The organism is Paraburkholderia acidiphila, from assembly GCF_009789655.1.
Taxonomy (GTDB): Bacteria; Pseudomonadota; Gammaproteobacteria; order Burkholderiales; family Burkholderiaceae; genus Paraburkholderia; species Paraburkholderia acidiphila.
Window position 1 is genome coordinate 660,355 of the sequence record NZ_CP046909.1, and the last position, 18,852, is coordinate 679,206.

General features: G+C 67.3%; 14 protein-coding genes. 2 read left to right on the top strand and 12 right to left on the bottom strand.

Going from position 1 to position 18,852, the window contains the following annotated elements; translation table 11 throughout:
- Positions 1–20 precede the first annotated feature (20 nt).
- From FAZ97_RS02990 to FAZ97_RS03045, 12 genes are all read right to left on the bottom strand, one after another.
- Positions 21–1,196 (bottom strand): hypothetical protein, encoded by a 1,176-nt coding sequence (locus FAZ97_RS02990; protein ID WP_158757123.1) that lies wholly within the window; start codon positions 1,194–1,196, stop codon positions 21–23.
- Positions 1,197–1,269: 73 nt separating this feature from the next.
- Positions 1,270–3,672, bottom strand: coding sequence for a polysaccharide biosynthesis tyrosine autokinase (locus FAZ97_RS02995; protein ID WP_158757124.1), 2,403 nt, complete (start codon positions 3,670–3,672; stop codon positions 1,270–1,272).
- A gap of 24 nt (positions 3,673–3,696) precedes the next feature.
- Positions 3,697–4,968 carry a polysaccharide biosynthesis/export family protein gene (locus FAZ97_RS03000; protein WP_158757125.1) on the bottom strand — a complete coding sequence of 424 codons (1,272 nt, stop codon included), beginning with the start codon at positions 4,966–4,968 and terminating at the stop codon, positions 3,697–3,699.
- Positions 4,969–5,007: 39 nt separating this feature from the next.
- Positions 5,008–5,928, bottom strand: coding sequence for a glycosyltransferase family 2 protein (locus FAZ97_RS03005; protein WP_233271621.1), 921 nt, complete (start codon positions 5,926–5,928; stop codon positions 5,008–5,010).
- Positions 5,929–5,983: 55 nt separating this feature from the next.
- Positions 5,984–7,396: an undecaprenyl-phosphate glucose phosphotransferase gene (locus FAZ97_RS03010; protein WP_158757127.1), complete on the bottom strand. Its 1,413-nt coding sequence runs from the start codon at positions 7,394–7,396 to the stop codon at positions 5,984–5,986.
- Positions 7,397–7,421: 25 nt separating this feature from the next.
- Positions 7,422–8,156: a Crp/Fnr family transcriptional regulator gene (locus FAZ97_RS03015; protein WP_158757128.1), complete on the bottom strand. Its 735-nt coding sequence runs from the start codon at positions 8,154–8,156 to the stop codon at positions 7,422–7,424.
- Between the two features lie 960 nt (positions 8,157–9,116).
- Complete coding sequence (locus tag FAZ97_RS03020; RefSeq protein ID WP_158757129.1) at positions 9,117–10,208, bottom strand: acyltransferase family protein; 1,092 nt, start codon at positions 10,206–10,208, stop codon at positions 9,117–9,119.
- 46 nt (positions 10,209–10,254) lie between these two features.
- On the bottom strand, positions 10,255–12,798 hold the full coding sequence (locus FAZ97_RS03025) for a glycoside hydrolase family 2 protein (protein WP_407671791.1): 2,544 nt from the start codon (positions 12,796–12,798) through the stop codon (positions 10,255–10,257).
- Positions 12,799–12,876: 78 nt separating this feature from the next.
- The gene (locus tag FAZ97_RS03030) at positions 12,877–13,923 is read right to left on the bottom strand and encodes a DUF1839 family protein (RefSeq protein WP_158757130.1); all 1,047 of its coding nucleotides are present in this window, start codon (positions 13,921–13,923) and stop codon (positions 12,877–12,879) included.
- On the bottom strand, positions 13,920–14,966 hold the full coding sequence (locus FAZ97_RS03035; protein WP_158757131.1) for an amino acid--[acyl-carrier-protein] ligase: 1,047 nt from the start codon (positions 14,964–14,966) through the stop codon (positions 13,920–13,922). The genes FAZ97_RS03030 and FAZ97_RS03035 overlap by 4 nt, the downstream gene beginning before the upstream one ends.
- Position 14,967: 1 nt before the next feature.
- A complete protein-coding gene (locus FAZ97_RS03040; protein WP_158757132.1) occupies positions 14,968–16,245 on the bottom strand; it encodes an acyl-CoA dehydrogenase family protein in 1,278 nt (425 codons plus the stop codon).
- Positions 16,242–16,493, bottom strand: a complete 252-nt coding sequence (locus FAZ97_RS03045; RefSeq protein WP_158757133.1) for an acyl carrier protein — start codon at positions 16,491–16,493, stop codon at positions 16,242–16,244. Before FAZ97_RS03045 ends, FAZ97_RS03040 begins: the two co-directional genes overlap by 4 nt.
- Positions 16,494–16,763: 270 nt before the next feature.
- Between FAZ97_RS03045 and FAZ97_RS03050 the strand changes: the two genes are divergently transcribed.
- Positions 16,764–17,297 carry a GNAT family N-acetyltransferase gene (locus FAZ97_RS03050; RefSeq protein WP_158757134.1) on the top strand — a complete coding sequence of 178 codons (534 nt, stop codon included), beginning with the start codon at positions 16,764–16,766 and terminating at the stop codon, positions 17,295–17,297.
- Between the two features lie 9 nt (positions 17,298–17,306).
- Positions 17,307–18,848, top strand: a complete 1,542-nt coding sequence (locus FAZ97_RS03055) for a glycosyltransferase family protein (RefSeq protein WP_158757135.1) — start codon at positions 17,307–17,309, stop codon at positions 18,846–18,848.
- The last annotated feature ends 4 nt before the right edge of the window (positions 18,849–18,852 follow it).

Consider the following 18,852-nt stretch of genomic DNA (forward strand, 5'->3'; position numbering starts at 1 on the left):
TTGCATTGCTACCTCATCGCTCAGACGCCGTTTGCCGCCGCCTGGCCGCTGGCCAGCGCGCCGCCCGTCACGCCAGGCGCTTCGTGCGCGAAGGCCGCGCGCGCCGGCGCGGCGCGTTGCGGCGCGCTCGCGCGCACGAGATAACGCGAAGCGGCTGCGCACACCAGCAGCGTCGCGCTCACGTCGAGCATGCTGAGCGCGCGCACTTCGTCGAGGAAGCCGAACACGACAAAGAGCGGCACGTTGAACGCGGCGGCCAGCAGCGCATGGCGGCGCACGCAATCCGGCAGCGCGTCCCAGCCCGCGCGCACGATCAGCGCGAGCACCGCGAGCACGATTACATTGGTCGCGCGCGGCAGCGGCAGCCCATAGGTCCACTCGGAGAGGAAGTAGCTGCGCGGGTTGGCGAAGAACTGCAGGTTGAACCACAGATTGAAGATCGCCGGGCTACCGTCGTTGCCCGCATAGCGCAGCTTGACCAGCACGTTGACGAGCGCACCCGCGACGACGCACGCGCTTACGCACGCCGCGGCGGCGCGGCGCGAGGCGCGCAGGCGCAAAAACGGGTAGAGCGTGAGCGCGAAGACGGGGAACGATTCCTTGTTGAACGTCGCCACGATCGCGAGCGGCACGAGCCAGCGCCACTTCGCGCGGCACGCGAGCCAGACGGCGAGCGTCATGAACAGCAGCTCGGGAAAGTCGTAGAAGTACGAGGCCGGCACCGCAATGGCGAAGATGGGGGGCGCGAGCGTGGCGGCCACCTCGTCGCCGTGGAGATCGAGGCAGACGAGCCGCAGCATCAGCATCGCGGCCACCAGCGCGCAGAACGAGAGGCCGTACACGATGTAGTAGCGCAGCGCGAGCGCGGGGTCGTCGGCTTTCGTCGCGCGCACGAAGGTGGCGCGCAGCGGATCATGCGACGGGGCGTCCTTCGCGAGATGCGCGAGGAAGTGCGCTTTCACCGCGCCGGGCAACAGCGCGTCGCTCGCGTTCGCGATGGCGGGCAACAACTGGCGATACACGTATGGCCGGCTGGCGGTGCCGTCGAGCGTGGCCGTGAGCGACGTGCTCAGCGGGCCGTCGTCGAAACCGTGCTTGCTGAACATGCCGCAAAACGCCGCGGCCGCCACGAGCAGATAGGTGCACAGGAGCATCACGCTGCGCGTCGCGCGCGTGAAGGGAGTCTGCCGGTACATGGGACGCTCCGTCGGGTAACGCGAAGGCCATGCGCGCTGCTGCCAGTTTGCGCACGGTCTTCGCGGGCTTGCGTCAAGGCTGGCCGTAATGGGTATCGGACGGATCGGTGGTGTACGTGTAGGCGTACGAGTAGTCGTAGTGGCCGTAGCGCGCCCCGCGCTTGAGTTCCACGGCGTTGAGCACGCCGCCCACCACGCGTGCGCGGGCGCGTTGCAGCTTCTTGAGCGAGGCGCCGATCTCGCGCTCGGTGTGGGCGCCCGCGCGGATCACGAGCACCGTCGCGCCGGCGATGTTCGCGACGATCGAGGAGTCGGCCACGGCGAGCAGCGGCGGCGTGTCGACGATCACGAGATCGAACTCGTCGGAGAAGCGGTGCAGCACGTCCGTGAAGCGGCTCGACGTCAGGATTTCGGAGGGGTTCGGCGGATAGGCGCCTGCCGCGATGAAGTGCAGCCCCGAAACGCCCGTGGCGCGCGCGGCGATATCGAAGTCCACCTGGCCCGTGAGCAGCTCGGTCAGGCCGCCCTTGGGCGAGCGGCCGAAATACTGCGCGAGGCGGCCGCGCCGCAGGTCGGCGTCGATCAGCAGCACGCGCTTGCCGGACTCGGCAAAGAGGGCGGCGAGATTCGCGCACAGGAAGCTCTTGCCGTCGGCGGGCGTCGGGCTCGTGAACGCGATGATGCGGTTCGGCGTATCGACAAGGCCGAATTGCAGCGTCGCGCGCAGGCCGCGCAAGCCTTCGACCGAGGTGTCGAACGGGTGCGTCTTGGCGAGCAGTGCGCGGGTGGGCGCATACGGCGCCGGAACCGGCAGCATGTCGGCCGCCGCCTGGTGGCCGCGCTCGCCAACGCGGGCGCCGTTGCGCGCCGACCCCGGGCGGATGATGCGCGCCACGCTTCTCGGAAGCGCGCGCATCATGCCGCTGCGCTCGGGCGTGGGCAGCGCGGCGAGCTTGCTGTTGGCGAGCTGCAGGTCGCTGCGCGTTTGTTCGGCCGAGAGCGGGATCGAGCCGAAGATCGGCAGCGAGAAGCGCCGCTCGATCGTTTCGGGGTCCGAGATGCCGGTGATGAACATGTGACGGCAGAACGCGAAGCCGATACCCGCGAGCACGCCGAGGAGCGCCCCGGCCGAGATGATGAGGCCGGCCTTCGGCGCGACCGGCACGGTCGGCGTGAGGGCTTCGTCGATGATGTGCACGTTGCCGACCGTCCCCGCCTTCTGGATCGACAGCTCCTGGGTGCGGTTGAGCAGGGCGACGTAGATGTCGTTGGCGACCTTCGCATCGCGCTGCAGCGAGACGGCTTCGCGCTCCGTGCCCGGCATCCCCTTGAAGTGCTCGTCAAAGCGTGCGCGCTCGGCGGCAAGGGCGGCAAGCTGCGCGTCGATCTGCTGGATCTCGGGGCTGTCGTTCGTGAAGCGCGTGAGCAGTTGCGCGCGCTCGATACGCAGCGCCGCGATCTGCCTTTCATATTCGAGCCCGCCCGACAGATAGACCGAAGCTTCCGCCGTGGGCTGGAACGTCCCGGCCTTCGCCTGGTATTCGGAGAGCGCGTGTTCGGCGCGTTGCAGGTCGGCGCGCAGCCGCGGCAGCTCGCTGTTCAGGAAGTCGAGCATCTTGCTCGCTTCTTCCTGCGCGCGCGCCGTGCGTTGCGCGAGGTACGACTGCGCGACGGCGTTGGTGATCGCGGTGATCGCTTTCGGGTCCGTGCCCATGAACGAAAGCTGCACGATGCCGGTGTCGTGGCCACGCTCGGTCACATTCAGGCCGCCCGCGAGACCCATCACCGCGTCGAGCTGGTTGGCGCGCGAGACGAAGAACTCGGTGTCGGGCCGCGCGACGAGCTGGGTTACCTTGATGCTCACGCCGTGGCCTTCGGCCGGCGTGCCGGCCTCGCCGCCCAGCAGCTTGCGCCCGGCCGGATCGAAGAGTTCGAAGCGGCCATTGCCGAGCGCGCGCAGCGTGAGCTGCTCCCCTTCGAGCGCCTTGGGCACGTTGACCGAATCGACGGTGAACAGCTCGCCGCCCCATGCATACGAGCGCATGCCGAACCAGGCCGGCATCGGGCGGCCCGCACGCGCGAACAGGTGCGAGATGCGCGAGAGGTAGGGCATCGTCTTCGGGCCGGCGCTGAAGTTGAGCTTGAACTGCTCGACCACGGGCTCGACCACGCTGCGGCTCTTGATGATCTCGATTTCGGCGTCGGTGCGAACCATTCCGCTGCCGGCGGACGAAAGCGAGCCGAGCGCCGCCGCCGTGGCCGAGCCTTGCTGCGAGGGATCGATCTGCAGCATGGCGTCGGCGGAGTAGATGCGCGTGGCGGACTGTGCGTAGAACACGGCCGCCGCGAGCACGACCGCCGCGATGCCGATCACCCACCAGATCTGGTCGACCACCATGCGCACCAGGTCGCGCATCACCTCGTCCTCGTCGCCCCCGCGGGCCGGCGAGATGTCTTCAATGTCATAGGTACTCATTGTTATCTCTCTCGATCGCGGTACTCAGGGGTTCACGAGTTCTTTCGTGAAGAAGATCGTCTGCAGCGACGGCGTGATCAGATCGAGCAGGCGGTTAAAGCGCGCCGACTGGGCGATCTGCACGTACACCACATCGCGCGGCTCCAGCTCGAACCGGGTCATCAGCATGATGGAATCGACCTGGGTCATGTCGAGGCGATACACCTCGGGCGTGGCGAGCTTCGTCTTCACGGTGTGGTTCGGGCCCGGCTGCGGATCGATGCCGCGAATCACGTAAATGGCATGCGGGTTCGACGTGCGGTTGTCGATGCTGTTGGCGTTCGCGATGGCGTCGGCGAGCGTGAGCTTGCCGCGGTTCATCGGCACGATCGACGGGTGCGAGATTTCGCCGAGCACGAACACGCGGCTGTTGGAGCGGTCGGGCACGTCGACGATGTCGCCGTCCTTGAGCAGCACGTTCTGGTTGATATTGCCGGTCGAGACCAGCGAATCGACGTCGACCTGATGGCGCACGCCGGCGCGCGTGACGCCGATGTTCTGCAGGTCGGCGTCCTGGTTGGCGCCGCCCGCGCGGTTGAGCGCGTCGACGATCGACAGCGGCATGTCGGTGATCGCCTGGCCCGCGGGCTGGCGCACGTCGCCGAGCACCTGGATCTGCTTGCTGTTAAAGCCCGTCACGCGCACGTCGAGCTGCGGGTTGCGGATCGTTTTGCTCAAGCCTTTCGTGAGCGTTTGCTGGACCTGTTCGGCAGTCATGCCGAGCACCCTCACGCGGCCAACACGCGGAAAGAAGATCGTGCCGTCGCTCGCCACGCGCAGTTCGAGCCCGCCGATCTGGCCGCCGCCTGCACCGCCCCCGGCGCTCGCGCCACCGCCGCCGAGTGTGCCTCCGCCGCCCGCACCGCCGCCAGCCGAACCGCCGGCGCCGCCGCCGCCCGCCGAGAGGCCCGGCAGCGGCGGCGTGCCCCCGCTCGACCCGCCTTGCGAGGTCAGCTCGGGGTGATCCCACACGATCACCTGCAGCGAATCGTTGATGCCGATGTGATAGACGTACGCGGCGCGGGTGTCCGGTGTGAGACATGTGAGCGGGCAGGTCTGCAACGCCGTGTCGTCGTCCGGATGCTGGGCGAAAAATTGCGCGTTGATCTGCTGCACGTCGTAGACGGGCGGCGCCGTCTGCTGTGCCGGCGGTGGGGGTTCGCGCAGGTTGCTTTCGTCGAAGAAGCCGCCGGGCGTGAAACTGCACGCGCACAGCGACGACATTGCCAACCCCGCGATGATGGTTTTTGTCTGCATGGTCTCTTTCCCCGCGTTACATGTGCGCGCCGATCCCTTTCAGCGTCTTTCCTGCTGCCAGGCGCCAAAAAGAGCGCGTACGCCAATCCACCACTGCTGCATGGCCACCATCGGCCCGGTCCGGCCGAATGCCAGCGTAAGCGCGCGGCCAAGCCCCGGGTCCGCGCGCGTGCCAATCAGCGTGGCGTAAAAGATAAAAGCCCAGCGACCTGCCGGTGAGAGGTGGTCGCGCATGATGAATCGCAGATTAAACGAAGCGTTGTAGAACGCTGTGCGGTTGAACACATACCGCTGATCATCGTCGCTGCGTGCCGCCGGGAAGTGGTCGACGAGGATCGTCGGGTCGTACATCAGCTTCCAGTCGCGCCGCACGACGTCGAGGCTGAACAGCATTTCGCAGTGCACCTGCGCGCCGCTGCCGCGCAGCCGCTCGTCGAAACGCACGCCTTCCACGGCCGCGCGCCGGAACGCCATGTTGACCGCTTTGAGCACCTGCACGCGGCGCGCCGAACCCGCGCCGATATGGTGATTGCCCACCGGCCGGCCGTACCAGCTCACGATCCCGACGTTGGGCGCCGCGCCCGTGAGAATCGTGCCGAGTTGATGCACGATGTCGCGCCCGCCGATGCCGCCGAGCGTGCTGTCGCGCGCGAACGCTTCGGCCATGCGCTGGGTCCAGTCGCGGTGCGGCGCGGCGTCGTCGTCGGTGAAGCAGAGGATGTCGCCGCGCGCCGTTTCCATGCCGAGGTTGTAGGCGGCCACGACGCCCGGTTGCGCGATGTGCGCGACGCGCAGGTTGCGTGTGCCGGGGCCCGCTGGCCGCGCGTCGAGCATCGCGTGCGTGGCGTGGTCGTCCTCGCGCACGACGACGACCACTTCGTCGGCGGGGCGCCACTGCGTGTCGAGCGCCGCGAGACAGCGTTCGAGATCGGCCGGCCGGCGGTACGTTGGCACAATCACAGTTAGTTTTACTGACTGGCTCGATACCTCATTCACGTGTTTCCCCGTATGCGTTTCAATACGCGTTATGGCCGACGAAGCCCTTCACGAGGGTGATCAGCACGATTTTGATGTCGAACCAGAACGACCAGTTGTGGATGTAGAACAGGTCGAATTTCACGCGCGTTTCCATTTTTTCCACTTTGCGCGTGGCGCCGCGATAGCCGTTCACCTGGGCCCAGCCGGTGATGCCGGGTTTGATGCGGTAGCGGTGCATGTAGCCGTACACGAGATCCTTGTAGAGGTCGTCGTGTTCGAGCGCGTGCGGGCGCGGTCCCACCACCGACATTTGCCCGAGCAGCACGTTGACGAACTGCGGCAACTCGTCGAGGCTCGTGCGGCGCAGGAATGCGCCGACCTTCGTCACGCGCGCGTCGTGCTGGCTCGCCTGGGTGACCACGCCTTCGGCTTCGCGGTGCACCGTCATCGAACGGAACTTGTAGATCTCGAACGTGCGGCCGTCGATGCCCTTGCGTTTTTGCCGGAAGAACACGGGCCCCGGCGAATTCAGCTTGATCGCCATGGCGATGAGCGCGAAGAGCGGCAACATCAGCACGAGCGCGGTGAGCGCGAACACGCGGTCGAACACGAGCTTCGGCCACATCTGGGGCGTCGGGATCGGCATGCCGGTCAGGCTGATGGTGGGCAGGCCGAGCACGTCCACGAGCGTGTGATTGAAGAGCGCGAGGCTGCGCGTATCGGGAATGAAGCGCAGGTTGACGAAGTCGTTCTGGAACGCGCGCGTGAAGCGGTAGATCGTGTGCTCTTCGGAGAGCGGCAACGCGAGCCAGACTTCGTTGATGTGCTCGTCGCGCACTTTCTGCACGAACGCGTTCATCTCCGTGAACGTGGGCAGGCCGCTGATGCTCGTGTTCGCCGCATTCGTCGGGTTTGCCGCGAGCGCCAGATCGCGATCGGCCTGGGTCGTGTCGAGCATGAACACCGGCTTGAAGCCGGCGTGCGCGCGCTGCTCCAGGTGCGCGAGCAACGTGCGCGTGAAGCCCGGTGCGCCCACGAGCGCGACAGTGCGGTAGTTCAGGCCACGGCGGCGGGCCACGCGCAGCAGCAGATGGGCGGCAAGCTTGGTGGCGAGGATCAGCGCGCCGGAAATGAGCGTCGCGTAGACGAACCACAGGCGCGAGATCGAGTCGGCGCGGTGCAGCGTGAAGACGAGCATGAGGCCCATCACCACGACCACGAGCCAGGCGGCGGCGGTGCGCGCGAGCATCGTCGGCAGCGACTTGCCGCGCCATGTCTCGTAGATGCCGAACACGGGGAACAGCAGCAGCACCAGCGCGCAGTTGAAGGCGACGAGGAGCCGCTGCGTGTCCTCGAGTCCGATGGCGGCCGAGTAGCGCGCGCCGTGAGCGAGGAGGCCTCCGGCGATCACGAAGAGCGCGTCGAAGGCCCGAGCCGTATTGCGAAACATGTCGAATCCCCTGCTTGCGCTGCGTTCAGGCGACGGTTTCGGCTTGACGCAGGCGCGGCAGCAGACGGTCGAACTCGCTGCGCACGAGGCGGTAGCATTCGCAGGCGCGCGCTTCGAGCCCCTCGCGGTCCAGCACCTGGATGCGGCCGCGATTGTGGTGGATGAGGCCCTGGGCGTGCAGCTTGCCCGCCGCTTCGGTGATGCCCTCGCGGCGCACGCCGAGCATGTCGGCAATGCGCTGCTGCGTGACGGCGAGTTCGTTCGACGCGACGCGGTCCGTTTCGCTCAGGAGCCAGCGGCACAGCTGGCTGGAAAGCGAATGGTGACGGTTGCACGCAGCCGTTTGCGCGATCTGCGTGAGGAGCGCGTGCATGTAGAGCATCATGAGCCGGCGCAGCATGTCGGAGCGCGCGAAGTGCTGGCGCAGCGCCTGGGCGCTCATGCGATAGGCGAAGCCCCCGTGCTGAACCTGCACGCGGCTCGGCATGGTTTCGCCGCCTGTGAGGATCGGCACGCCGGTCATGCCTTCGCGGCCAACTGCCGTCAATTCGACCGAGCCGCCGTCTTCCATCGTCGAGAGCAGCGAGATGACTGCCGTGGTCGGGAAGTAGACGTGGTGGATGCGCTGGCCGGAGTCGCAGAGCAGTTGCTCGGCACGCAGATTGACGAGTTCGAGATCGGGCGCGAGCGCCTGCCACTCGTGCGACGGGAGAGCACCGAGCAAATGATTGCCGTGCAAATCGGATTGAAGGGTAAGCATGATTGGTCCTCGCACGAAGCCGTGTCGAACACGGCATTCTGTTTTTCCCCCGCCACGTCGTCCCATGTGCCTTGTGCCTTGATGTCTGGCGTGCGGCCATGAGTACGTTGTGTGGGCCCCGTATACCCCCGGACGCGTCGGTGCTTGTTTGTGGTCACCGGTTACGCGCTGGTATGGCAGGTCTGTTAGCGAGGAGCGTGCCAGCGGACCCGAAAACGAGCAGTGGCGCGACGCAACAGCGCAGGCCGCGGATCGCGATCTGGAAAAGTCCACCTTTTTGTTTCAAATCTGTACAGTGCGCGCGGACTGGCCAAGCGCGCCGGGCAGCGTGGCTCGCTCGCAACGCCTTGATTCGACGGGCCTGGCCGACGTGCACTTAAAGTTTTGCGTGAGCTGCAAAAGCTGAAACATGCGTTTCGCGCGCGTCGCGAAGCGTCTGCGGCCGCGAATCGAAATTGATTCAGATGTGTTCCATGACTAGCGTGCGCTGGCGCACGGAATGTTGGTTGCACGCAAACAGCGGCAGCGCGCCGCGCAGCGCGAATCCGACACGTCATGAGCGCGAGAGCAAGCGTACATGCGGGTTTGCACGGCTCGGGCGTTCGGCGGCACGGCCCGTGCGCGCGGCGGCGCTTCACGGGGCCGAGGCGACGCAGGTGCCAGGCTTCGCCAGGGCGGCTCGCGCCGAACCTGTTTCGTTGTTGTTGCATTGCGTTTTGCGGGTCGCGGGCATGCCGCAGCGTGCTGGCTCAAAGCGTTCGGCCGGCGTCGCGCGACCGTGCGCAGGCGCACAGATCGCGTGTTTTTGGGCGTCTAGATTCGACGTTTGCGCTCGTGGCGAGCGTGTGAAAAGCGCGGTGTGTAGTGGTTCACCGCCACGCAAAAGTGCGGCAAACGTGCGGCCAAAGCGCGTGGCCAAAGCGCGTGGCCAAAGCGCGTGGCCGATGCCAGGCGGAAATATCAGATGGGCGTCGTCGCGCCGGGCGGGAGCGTTGCGGCCCGTGGGCGGCGCGAGCGGAAGAATGCGCGGCGCAGTCGTTCGGACGGTTCGTCGACCCAGCGATAGATCAGCCAGGACAGCACTGCAACGACCGCGAGCATGAGCGCGATCCACGGCAGCCGGGCGACCCGCGAAAGCGGCTCGAAGTGCTGCAGAAATACGGTGAGCGCCGCGCCGTGCACGATATACACCTCGTACGAAATGTTGCCGAGCATGCGGTCGCGCCGCGAGCCTGGCTCGCGCACCGTGGCGAGCGCATACGGAATCAGCAGCAGCGAAAGCACGCAGTTCGCGAGCAGCGTGTAGCGCGTGAGCGGCCCGGTGAAGCTGCCCCAGAGGAACAGCTCGCGCGCGTGAGGCAGCGCCACGCAGCCAAAGAAGAACAGCGCCGCGACTGCGAGGCTCGCGTAGGCTGTCTGCTTCGAGGGGCGCCAGTCGTGGCAGGCGGCCAGCATGCCGGCGAGAAAGAAGCCGAAGTAGAGCGGCAGTGTGGAGTGCGCAGGCCACGGCCCGAACTCGCCGAACAGCACGACGAAGCCAGCCAGCGCCACGGCGATGATGGCGGCGTGAATGGCGTTGCGGCGCGTGTTGCGCGCGAGCAGCCAGATCACGATCGGCGCGACGATATAGAACTGCAGTTCGATGTCGAGCGACCACACGGTCGGGATCACGTTCTCGGGGGCGTCGAGCTGCGCGTAGCCGAAGATGAGCAGATGCGAGGCGTAGAAGTTGAGCGCCGACGACGTCCACCGCCCCGGCAGGTGAAACGCGAAAATGCCGAGCGGCCAGACGCACAGGGCAAGCACGGCGAGCGTGGCGAAAAACACGGGCAAGAGGCGCCACGCGCGCGAGATCACGAACGCTGAGTAAGGCCGCGGGAGCTGTGCATATTCCGCGTACCACATCTGGTAGATCCAGTAGCCGCTCAACGCGAAGAACAGATGCACGGCGGCGGCGCCAATCGAGACGGGCAGCACATGGCCGAGGCAGACGGCACTCGCCAGCATGAGGCGGAATGCGCCGGGCGGTGCGATCAGGTTGCGTGGGGTCATGGCCTGTCCTGTCTTGGTCCGATCCTGCGACCGGTGGGCATTGGCGTCACGGATAAAAGACCGTTGCCGACGCATTGATCGCACGAATCTCGCCCTCGGGCGGCGCACGGCGGGCCGTCTCGCCGTGCGGCGCGAGCGCAACCGTGCGCGGCCTGCCAGGCACGAGATGGAACCAGTTCGGCGACGCGACGTAGTGCGCATCGGCCACGTACACGTAGCGCGCGAAGCGCTGCGTTTGCAGCACGAGTTGCCATCCTTCGGGGGTGGCTTCGAGCTTCGCCGTGATGCCCAGGTCGTGGCGCTCCAGCGCGCGCTTCTCGGGCAGATGGAACGCCTCGGCGAGCATCGCGCCGCTCGTGCGATCGCGCAGCGTGGCGATCGTCACGTCGTGCGGACGCGGGCCGAAGCGGTACGCGTGCGTGAAGTCGAAGAAGCGCCCAAGGCAATCGGCGGCGCTCACGGTGCGCGCGCTGCGCGGCGCAAGCTCGATCGCGCGGCTCGCCTCGGCAACCTTGACCGCGCCGTCGCGCAGGCACAGCAGCTCGATCGTGGCGTCGAGCGGCTGCGCCGTCTCGTTGACCATGTGCAGGTCGAGACCGTTCAGGCCTTCATCGGTGATGCCGAGGTGCACGGGCTTGAACGCCTGCGCGAGCGCATGCCATGCGCTCTTCGGGCGCTGCAGCGAATCGACCACGCCCCAGCCCGCGCCGGGGCGCAGGTCCTGAAACTGCCAGGCGAGCGCGCCGCCGCAGCGCGAGCCCGCGCGGCGCCATTCGGCATAGACCTCGGTCATCAGTTCGGCCACCACCGCGCGCGCGAGGTCCAGAAAGCGCTGCGGGTGTTCGTAGCGCAGCCGTGCGGCCTCGTGCCCGTATACGGCCTGCACGTAGTGGTCGCGCACGTCGTCGAAGTCCCAGCCGGCGCCGGGGTCGCGCGGCACGGCGGCCTTCCAGCGCGGGTCGTGACAGTGGATCGTGCCGAGGCCGTCGTGCAGCGTGGCGTCGTCGGGAATGTTGGCGAACGCGAGGCATTCGGCCGCGAAACGCACATCGGAGCGGCGCACGTCGGTCATGGGCCGCTGATACGCGCTCACGCCGTAGTAATGCGTGATGCCCGAGCGCGTGCCGAACGGCCAGGTGCCCCCCGAGGGCGAATTCGTCACGTACTGGATGTCGGGCCGCTCGCGCGCGACGAGTGCGGGCAAGTGTTGCGTGAAGAGCGGCTGCTCGCGCTGCTCGGGCGTCAAGCCGAACATCGCGGCCTGCTGGTCGATCTCGCTGCCGCCGCACGTGACGGCAAGCGACACATGGCGGCGCGTGCGCGCGAGAAACTGCGTGGCTTCGCGCGTGACCGAGGCGAGGAAGGCGTCGTCGCCCGGGTAGTCGAAGTTGGCGAACGCGAAGTCCTGCCAGATGAGGATGCCGTGCTCGTCGGCAAGGCGGTAGAAAACGTCCGATTCGTAGACCATCGTGCCGCCCACGCGCAGCATGTTCATGCCCGCGTCGCGCGCGAGCGCGAACCAGCGCGCGAGTTCGTCGGGCTGGCCGGCGAGCGTGACGAGGTCGGCGCTCGTCCAGCAGGCGCCGCGGCAGAACACCGGCGTGCCGTTGATACGCAGTGCGAAGCCATTGCCGTCGTCGCCGTGGTCTGCTTCGATCGTACGAAAGCCCACGCGGCCCAGATCGAAGGTTTCGTCGCCCAGTTGCAGTGAGAGGGCGTGCAGCGTGGGTGCGCCGTGCGTGTGCGGCCACCAGCGCTCGACGCCCGGCACGCGCAGCTCGCCGCATAGCGTGCGCGCGTCGCGCCAGGCGAGCGCGGCGTGCGCGCCGGAGCACGAGAGTTGCGCCGCTTCCGTAGCCGCCTGCTCGCGCACGAACGTGAGCGTGAACGATACGATGCCGTCGTCGCCGTCGAGCGAAGTGTGCACATCGATCGTGTCGAATGCGTGCGGCGCGTCGCCTAGCCATTCGATGGGCCGCCACGGGCCCACGGCCTCCACGCTCGGGCACCAGCCCGGCATGTGGCCGAGCAGCGTGGTGCGCACGTTGCGTAGCGTCGGCGGATTCACGAGGCGCGGGCGCCAGCGCGCGCGGCCGCGCCGCGCGGCCAGCAGCGGCGCGAGCGAGCGGAAGCACAGCGCGAGCGTGGCGTGGCCTTCCAACGCGATGTCGAGGTCGTGCGCGACGAACATCGAGTCGGAGTCGAGCAGCTTTTCACCGTCGAGCCAGACTTCGGCGAGTGTCGCGAGGCCGTGCAGACGCAGGCGCTGCGTGCCATGCCCTGTGATCTGAACGCGGTACCAGTGATCGTCCTGCTGGAACGCCGGTGGATGGCCGATATCGAGCCGCCCGGCCGCGCGCCACGCCGCAGCGACGGTGCCCGGCACCGAGGCGGCGAGCCAGCCCTCGGCGGGCCAGTCGGCAGGCGTTGCGCACTCGCCCGCGCGCGTGGTCAGGCATTGCCAGCCGGCATCGAGCGGGCGCGGCCAGACGGTGGCCGCACCTTCCTGCGCGGCCACCTGAGTGGCTTGCTGCGCCGCTTCAGCCGGGGCGCCCGGCGGATCGAGGGTATCGGTTGGCAACGCCCGCACGGCGGCTCCTGTCTCTGTACTTATGGTTGCTGCCCGGCCGGCACAGCCAATCCAACAAACGATCGCACGACCGGACGATCAACCCATCAACCTGGCAAGCGGCGGCAGGGTGTTCTCGTAGGCCGCTTCGAGCGTCTCGAAGCAGTCGGCGCAGAGGTCCGGACGCTTGCGCGCCATGGCCCGCACGAGCCGGAACTGCATCACCATCGACTCCGACGCGATGGTCTGCGCGCCCGCAACGATTTCCTCGGGCACGTCGAAGCCCTGCTCGTTCAGCCACTGCAGGTACTTGGAGAGGAACTCGAAGTTCGCGCCCAACTGCCGCATCAGGTTGAACGAGTACAGGTGGAAGTACCGTTCGCCGCGCGTGAGCAGGGCGTCGAGCTGCTCGGGAAACGCCGCGTGCCACTGCGTGACCGGGTTATGGCGCGGCCGGCGCCCGAGATGCGTGCGCAGCAGCTCCGCGGAGGCTTCCGCGAGGTCCAGTCCGGTAAGCGGCGCGCGCGCCTGCTTGCAGAACTCCACGTACGGAAACAGCAGGTCGGGCTGGTCGAAAAACTGCGGCAGCTTGCGGAACACGCCGTCGTAATCGCCGCCTTCCAGCCGGTGGTAGCCCGTGTTGTGGAAGTAGCCGAGGCGTCTTTCGACCGGATCGATGAAATCGATGCCGATCGTGGTCTTCGGATGCTCGCGTTTGTACGACGTGGCGCGCGTGTTGGGCAGGTAGTAGCCGTCCACTTCCACGAGCACCGTATGGCCGCGCTGCGTTTGCGCGTGCACGCGGTCTTCGAGCGAGTCGTAGATGGCCAGCTCCTGCACCTGGGTGCCGTAGAGCGTTTCGAGGTCTTCGAGCGGAAACTTGAAGAACGTGAACTGGTCGCCCTCGAAGTCCTGCGTCACCGTGAACGCGAAACCGGCGCGCGGGTCGAGCCCGAAGCCGTGCAGCACTTCGATCCACAGGTCGACGTAGCAGTTGGTCTCCACCCACACGCGCTCGCCCTGGTGCAGCGCGTGCGAGGCGTGCTCGCCGCGCGGCGCGCGCAGCGGCACGACCACGGCGGGCGCAGCGGGCGTTTCAGGCGCCGCTGGCGCAAGCGACTCGGCAGTCGAGAGCGGCGCGCTCATACGGTGCCCTCCAGCGCGTGCGCAATGCGCGCGCGCGTGTCGCCCCAGAGCAAGGCGCGCACGTCGTCGGGCCACGCGTTCACGTCGAGGCCGTGGTGGCGGAAGAGGGCGAGCGTGATGCGCTCCATGCCGAAGCCCACGCAGCCCGTATGCGCGACGGAGCCGTCGGCGCAGGCGATCTTCCAGATCGCGCCGAAGTGGTCCATGTGGTAGTTGAACGACAGGCACGCGGTCTTGCTTTCCGGGTTCGCCACCGGAATCAGCAGCTCGAACTTGAGCGCGAGCGTGCGCTGGCTGTCCGCGACGATCTTGCCGCCGCGCCCGAAGAACGGGTCGTTGGCGAGATCGACGTCGAGCGGCAGGTTCAGTGCGCGCACGAGCGCCGAGCCGCGCTCGATCCACATCTGGCGGAACGCCATGACCTCGTCCGCGCTGCCGAGGCGCACGTATTCGCGCTGGCGGAACATCTGCATGCGGGCCGGGTCGAGCGAAGGCTCGTGACGGAAGCAGTACGACAGCACGTCGATCGTCGCGCCGCCTTCGGGCAGCGGGCCGCGCCGGGCGATCACCGGATAGATCGGGTAGCAGGCAGCCGGCGTGAGCACCACGCGCGTGGCCTTTTGCTGGCCGAGCCAGGCGTCGTCGCGGTCGTCGTCGCGCTCGGCCATGGCGTCGTCGAGCGCGCGCAACAGGCGCCGGTGGCCGCCGTCGTCGCCGCAGAACGAGTGGATCGTCCCGGCCAGTTGCGGGAAGTTCTTGAGGTACTCGCTGTCCTCGAAGTCCGTGCGGCGCATGGCGGGCGGAAAGCGCAGCAGCTCGGGCTGCTGGTCCGCGCCGAGGTGCGAGATCGCCACGTTCAGGCGGTCCACGATGTCCTCGAAGACCGCGCTGCGCCCGTACAGGCCATTTTCGCCCGTGTCGATCAGGATCCCCTTCGCGAGCAGGCGCTCGCGCAGGGTCGGATCGGCTTCGAGTTCGGCGGCGGCTTCACGGGCGGCAGCTTCTTGCGCCGCGGCGGCGGACGTATCGGTGATCGTGCTCATTTCAGACTCCCCCAGGAGCGGCCGGACGCTGGGCCAGCAGCAGGCTCGCGGTGTTCTGCGCGATGCGGTCGTTGTTGATCATCAGCGGCGCGGAATAGAGGTCGCGCAGGTGGCGGCCCACGCTGTACTCCGTGCCGTTCTTGTAGCCCGCCATGCCCACGATCATCAGGACTTCCTGGACCACCTGCAGCGCCGTGGTCGAGATGCTCGTCTTGAGCGTGTTCATGTCGGAGGCGAAGCCGAGCAGCGCCGACAGCGGCAAGTCGGCCTGGTTCGCGCCGTGCTTGGCGTTGTGCGCGGTGCGCGCGGCGTCGAGCGCGACGGCAAGGCGCGCCTGCATCATCTGCAAGAGGCCCGTGGCCTGCGCGAGGCGCATGCCGGCAGGCGGCACCGAGCCTGGCTTGGCGCGCGCCTGGGCGCGGAAGAACGCCTTCGCGCGGTTCACGGCGTCGCCCGCCACCCCCGTCCATACGGCCGCCCACAGCGTGTGCGAGACCGGCAGCATGGTCTGGTCGGCGATTTCGCTGAACGGCGTGGGCAGGATTTGCGTGGCGTCGCCGCTCGCAATGAAGCGAAAGCCTTCGCTGCAGGTGCCGCGCATGCCCATCGAGTCCCACACGCCGCGTTTTTCCAGCGTGGTTTGCTCGCGCAGCGTGACGATCATCACCTGGTCGGAGGCCGCGGCTTCCGCGTTGCGGCGGGCCGTGACGAGAATGCCGTCGGCCTGCGCGCCATACGAGATCGTCGGCGCGAGCTTTTCGATGCGAAAACGCTCGCCTTCCACCTCGACCGCGCAGGCGCTCGTGCGCATCGCGCCGCCGATGGTTTCCTCAGACGTAGCCGAGGCCAGCAGCAACTGCTCCGAGACGATGCGCTCGAGCAGCGCTTCGTGCCACGGCGTGCCGCTGCCGTGCTCCTCGACGCAGGCCACCTGGATCTGGTGCATCGCATAGACCATGGCGGTCGAGGCGCAGCCCTGGGCGAGCGTTTCGCAGATTGTCGCGACGTCGGCGAGTGAGAGGCCCGCGCCGCCAAAGCGCGCCGGCACCATGGCGGAGAGCAGGCGCTCGCGGCGCAGGGCGTCGAAGGCCTCGGTCGGGAAGCGCGCTTCGCGGTCCACGGAATCGGCGTGCTGCGCTGCAACCTGCATCGCGCGCTGCGCCGCGGCGCGCCAGCTCGCGGCCGGCTCGATGGCGGTGAGCGGGGCGGCCGGCGCCTCGCCGGTGGCGCCGGTCGCGCCTGTGGCGGGCGCGGCGTCTTGCATCAACGGCGCGTTCATACGGCCGCCTTTGCCTGCTGAAGCTCGGTCACGGCTGCAGCAAGCGAATCGATGCTGGAAAAAAGCCGGCGGGTGAGCATCCGGTCGGGAATCTCGATGCCGAATTCGTCTTCGATCGCGAGCATCAGGTGCACGGTCGCGAGCGACGAGAGGCCGGCTGCGTAGAGATCGGCGTCGTCCGCCAGGGTGTCGGGCGGCACGTCGAGACGGGCGGACTCGGACAGGATGCGGCGCAGTGCTGTTTTCATGAAATTGCCCCCTTCGGAGAAAAGGTCGCTTGGACGCTTGGGGTTGGATCTTCACGGCTAAAAGTCGATGTCCCGGACTGCCTTGTGCGCGGTGCTCCGGCGATTCAAGCGTTGCGCGGGCAGCCAGGCGTGCCGGTTGTTCGTATTAAACGAATCGCGATGCAGCATCGTCGGTTCGCTTCCGCACGGAGATCGACGGGTCGCGAGGCGTAACGTGTGGCCATGGCGACACCGCGTGTCGCAACAGGAACGAAAGCTTGAGGAGGATCAATGAACTGGAAAACGCTCGAATTCGAACAGTTCACGGCACGCGAGCTGTATCTGGTCATGCGGGCGCGTAGCGCTGTGTTCGTTGTCGAACAATCCCACGTATGTCTCGACGCCGACGGGCATGACGAGCGCGCTCTGCATGTGTTCGCCGTGGAGGACATGGGCCGTCCCATGCCGGTGGTCGCCTATGCGCGCATCCAGCCCGGCGACGCCGAGGACCCCGAAATCACCATCGACAAGGTGCTCACGAGCCCCGCGCGGCGCGGCGACGGCACGGCGGAAATGCTGATCGAGCGCTCGCTCGCGGCGATCGTGCAGCGCTGGCCCGGGCGCGCCGTGCGCGTGAGCGCCCCGGCGAGCCTCAGAGGGTTTTACGAGCAGTTCGGCTTTCGCAAGACGGAAGGGCCGTTTCTGGAGCACGGCATGCCGTTCATCGGGCTCGTGCGGCAGATGCGCGGCGAGCATGGCACGTTCGCCGCGCGCCGGCGCGAGCGCGGCGCGCTTTCCGCGGCAAGCACCTTCGAGTTGCTCTGAGGGCGAGAGATGAGCGAGGCTACTGCTATTCCCGGGTCGATGCCTGGCGCCTTGCCAGGCACGGGTTCCGCGCGCGCTCCGGTGCGCGCGAGCGCTCGCGCGCCGGCCCGTGCGCGCTCGAGGTCGAGCTATCTGACCGGTCCGTTCGCGATGCCGTTCGGCGTGTTCATGATCACGTTCGTCCTGATCCTCGCGCATCAGGGGCGCCTGCTCGAACTGACCTTCATGCCGATGGGGGTCGCGGTCTCGTTCTGGCTGTACCGGCGCTACCCTGCCCACTATCTCTCGTTCGTGTGCTGGCTGTTCTTCCTCACGCCGGAAGTGCGACGCTTCGCCGACTACTACAACGGGGTGTTCAACTCGACCAGCATCATCATGACGACGCCGATTTTCGCGGCATGCGTGAGCGGTCTTTCGATGGTGCTGAATTATCGTCAGCTCGGCCAACGCCGCGCCGCGCCGTTGCTCATGATGCTGATCGCCGTGATGTACGGCTACGTGATGGGCGTGGCCCAGTTCGGCATCATGCCCGCGACCTTCACCGTGATCGGCTGGCTGCAGCCGATCTTCATCGGCTGGTACATCCAGCTGAACTGGCGGCTTTATCCGCTATTTCGGCGGGTGCTGTTCAAGACTTTCATCTACGGCACGATCCTGATGGGCTTCTACGGCATCTACCAGTACGTATCGCCGCCGCCGTGGACCGTGTTCTGGCTCGTGAAGTCGGGCATGGACTCGTCGTCGGGCACGCCCGTGCCGTTCGGCATGCGTATTTGCAGCACGATGAACTCGACTGGGCCGTTTGCGATCACGATGATGGTTGGCCTGCTCATGTCGCTCGCCTCGCGCAGCAAGATGAAAATTGCCGCCGGTGTGGCGGGTGTCCCGGCGCTCCTGTTCACGGCGGTGCGCACGTCATGGGGCGCGCTCGTCATCGGCCTCATCTATCCGCTTGCGATGCTCGATGTGCGCAGCCGACTGCGCCTCGTCATGGCCGTTTTCCTGTTCGCGGGCCTGTGCACCCCGATGCTGATGATCGATCAGATCAGCGCGCCGATCGTCAGGCGCATGTCCACGATCGGCAACCTGAGCGACGACAACAGTTTCCAGGCGCGCCAGGGCTTCTATACGAACTTCTCCGCGATCGCCGAAGAGAGCTTCGCCGGCCATGGCATGGGGTCGACAGGCCTCGCTTCCAAGCTCGCCGACCCTCACGCGCAGATCATCGCGTCACTCGACAGCGGCGTCGTGGACGTGATGTGGGTGCTCGGCTGGCCCGGTGGACTGCTTTACGTGGCGGGGCTCTTCGCGCTGCTCTGGCGAGCCTTTCTCGCGAGCCTTTCGCGCCCGGGGGACCGCTTCGCGATCAGCGGCGTGGGCGCGGCGATCTCCATTCTCGCCATCATGGTGATGATCGATACGATGCAAGGGGCCAGCGGGATGTACTTCATGTTCGGCGTGGTGATGCCGGTGATCGGCGTGCGCTATGCGCAGGAACAGCAGCGGCGCAATCTGGCCATCGGCCGCGCGCGCAAACGGGAGGCCGCATGATGGG

Excerpts from the sequence above, each read along its gene's own strand:
- FAZ97_RS02990 (WP_158757123.1), bottom strand. The coding sequence starts at position 1,196 with ATGTACCGGCAGACTCCCTTCACGCGCGCGACGCGCAGCGTGATGCTC.
- FAZ97_RS03030 (WP_158757130.1), bottom strand. The coding sequence starts at position 13,923 with ATGAGCGCGCCGCTCTCGACTGCCGAGTCGCTTGCGCCAGCGGCGCCT.
- FAZ97_RS03055 (WP_158757135.1), top strand. The coding sequence starts at position 17,307 with ATGAGCGAGGCTACTGCTATTCCCGGGTCGATGCCTGGCGCCTTGCCA.
- FAZ97_RS03045 (WP_158757133.1), bottom strand. The coding sequence starts at position 16,493 with ATGAAAACAGCACTGCGCCGCATCCTGTCCGAGTCCGCCCGTCTCGAC.
- FAZ97_RS03035 (WP_158757131.1), bottom strand. The coding sequence starts at position 14,966 with ATGAGCACGATCACCGATACGTCCGCCGCCGCGGCGCAAGAAGCTGCC.
- FAZ97_RS03010 (WP_158757127.1), bottom strand. The coding sequence starts at position 7,396 with ATGTTTCGCAATACGGCTCGGGCCTTCGACGCGCTCTTCGTGATCGCC.
- FAZ97_RS03000 (WP_158757125.1), bottom strand. The coding sequence starts at position 4,968 with ATGCAGACAAAAACCATCATCGCGGGGTTGGCAATGTCGTCGCTGTGC.
- FAZ97_RS02995 (WP_158757124.1), bottom strand. The coding sequence starts at position 3,672 with ATGAGTACCTATGACATTGAAGACATCTCGCCGGCCCGCGGGGGCGAC.
- FAZ97_RS03040 (WP_158757132.1), bottom strand. The coding sequence starts at position 16,245 with ATGAACGCGCCGTTGATGCAAGACGCCGCGCCCGCCACAGGCGCGACC.
- FAZ97_RS03050 (WP_158757134.1), top strand. The coding sequence starts at position 16,764 with ATGAACTGGAAAACGCTCGAATTCGAACAGTTCACGGCACGCGAGCTG.
- FAZ97_RS03020 (WP_158757129.1), bottom strand. The coding sequence starts at position 10,208 with ATGACCCCACGCAACCTGATCGCACCGCCCGGCGCATTCCGCCTCATG.
- FAZ97_RS03015 (WP_158757128.1), bottom strand. The coding sequence starts at position 8,156 with ATGCTTACCCTTCAATCCGATTTGCACGGCAATCATTTGCTCGGTGCT.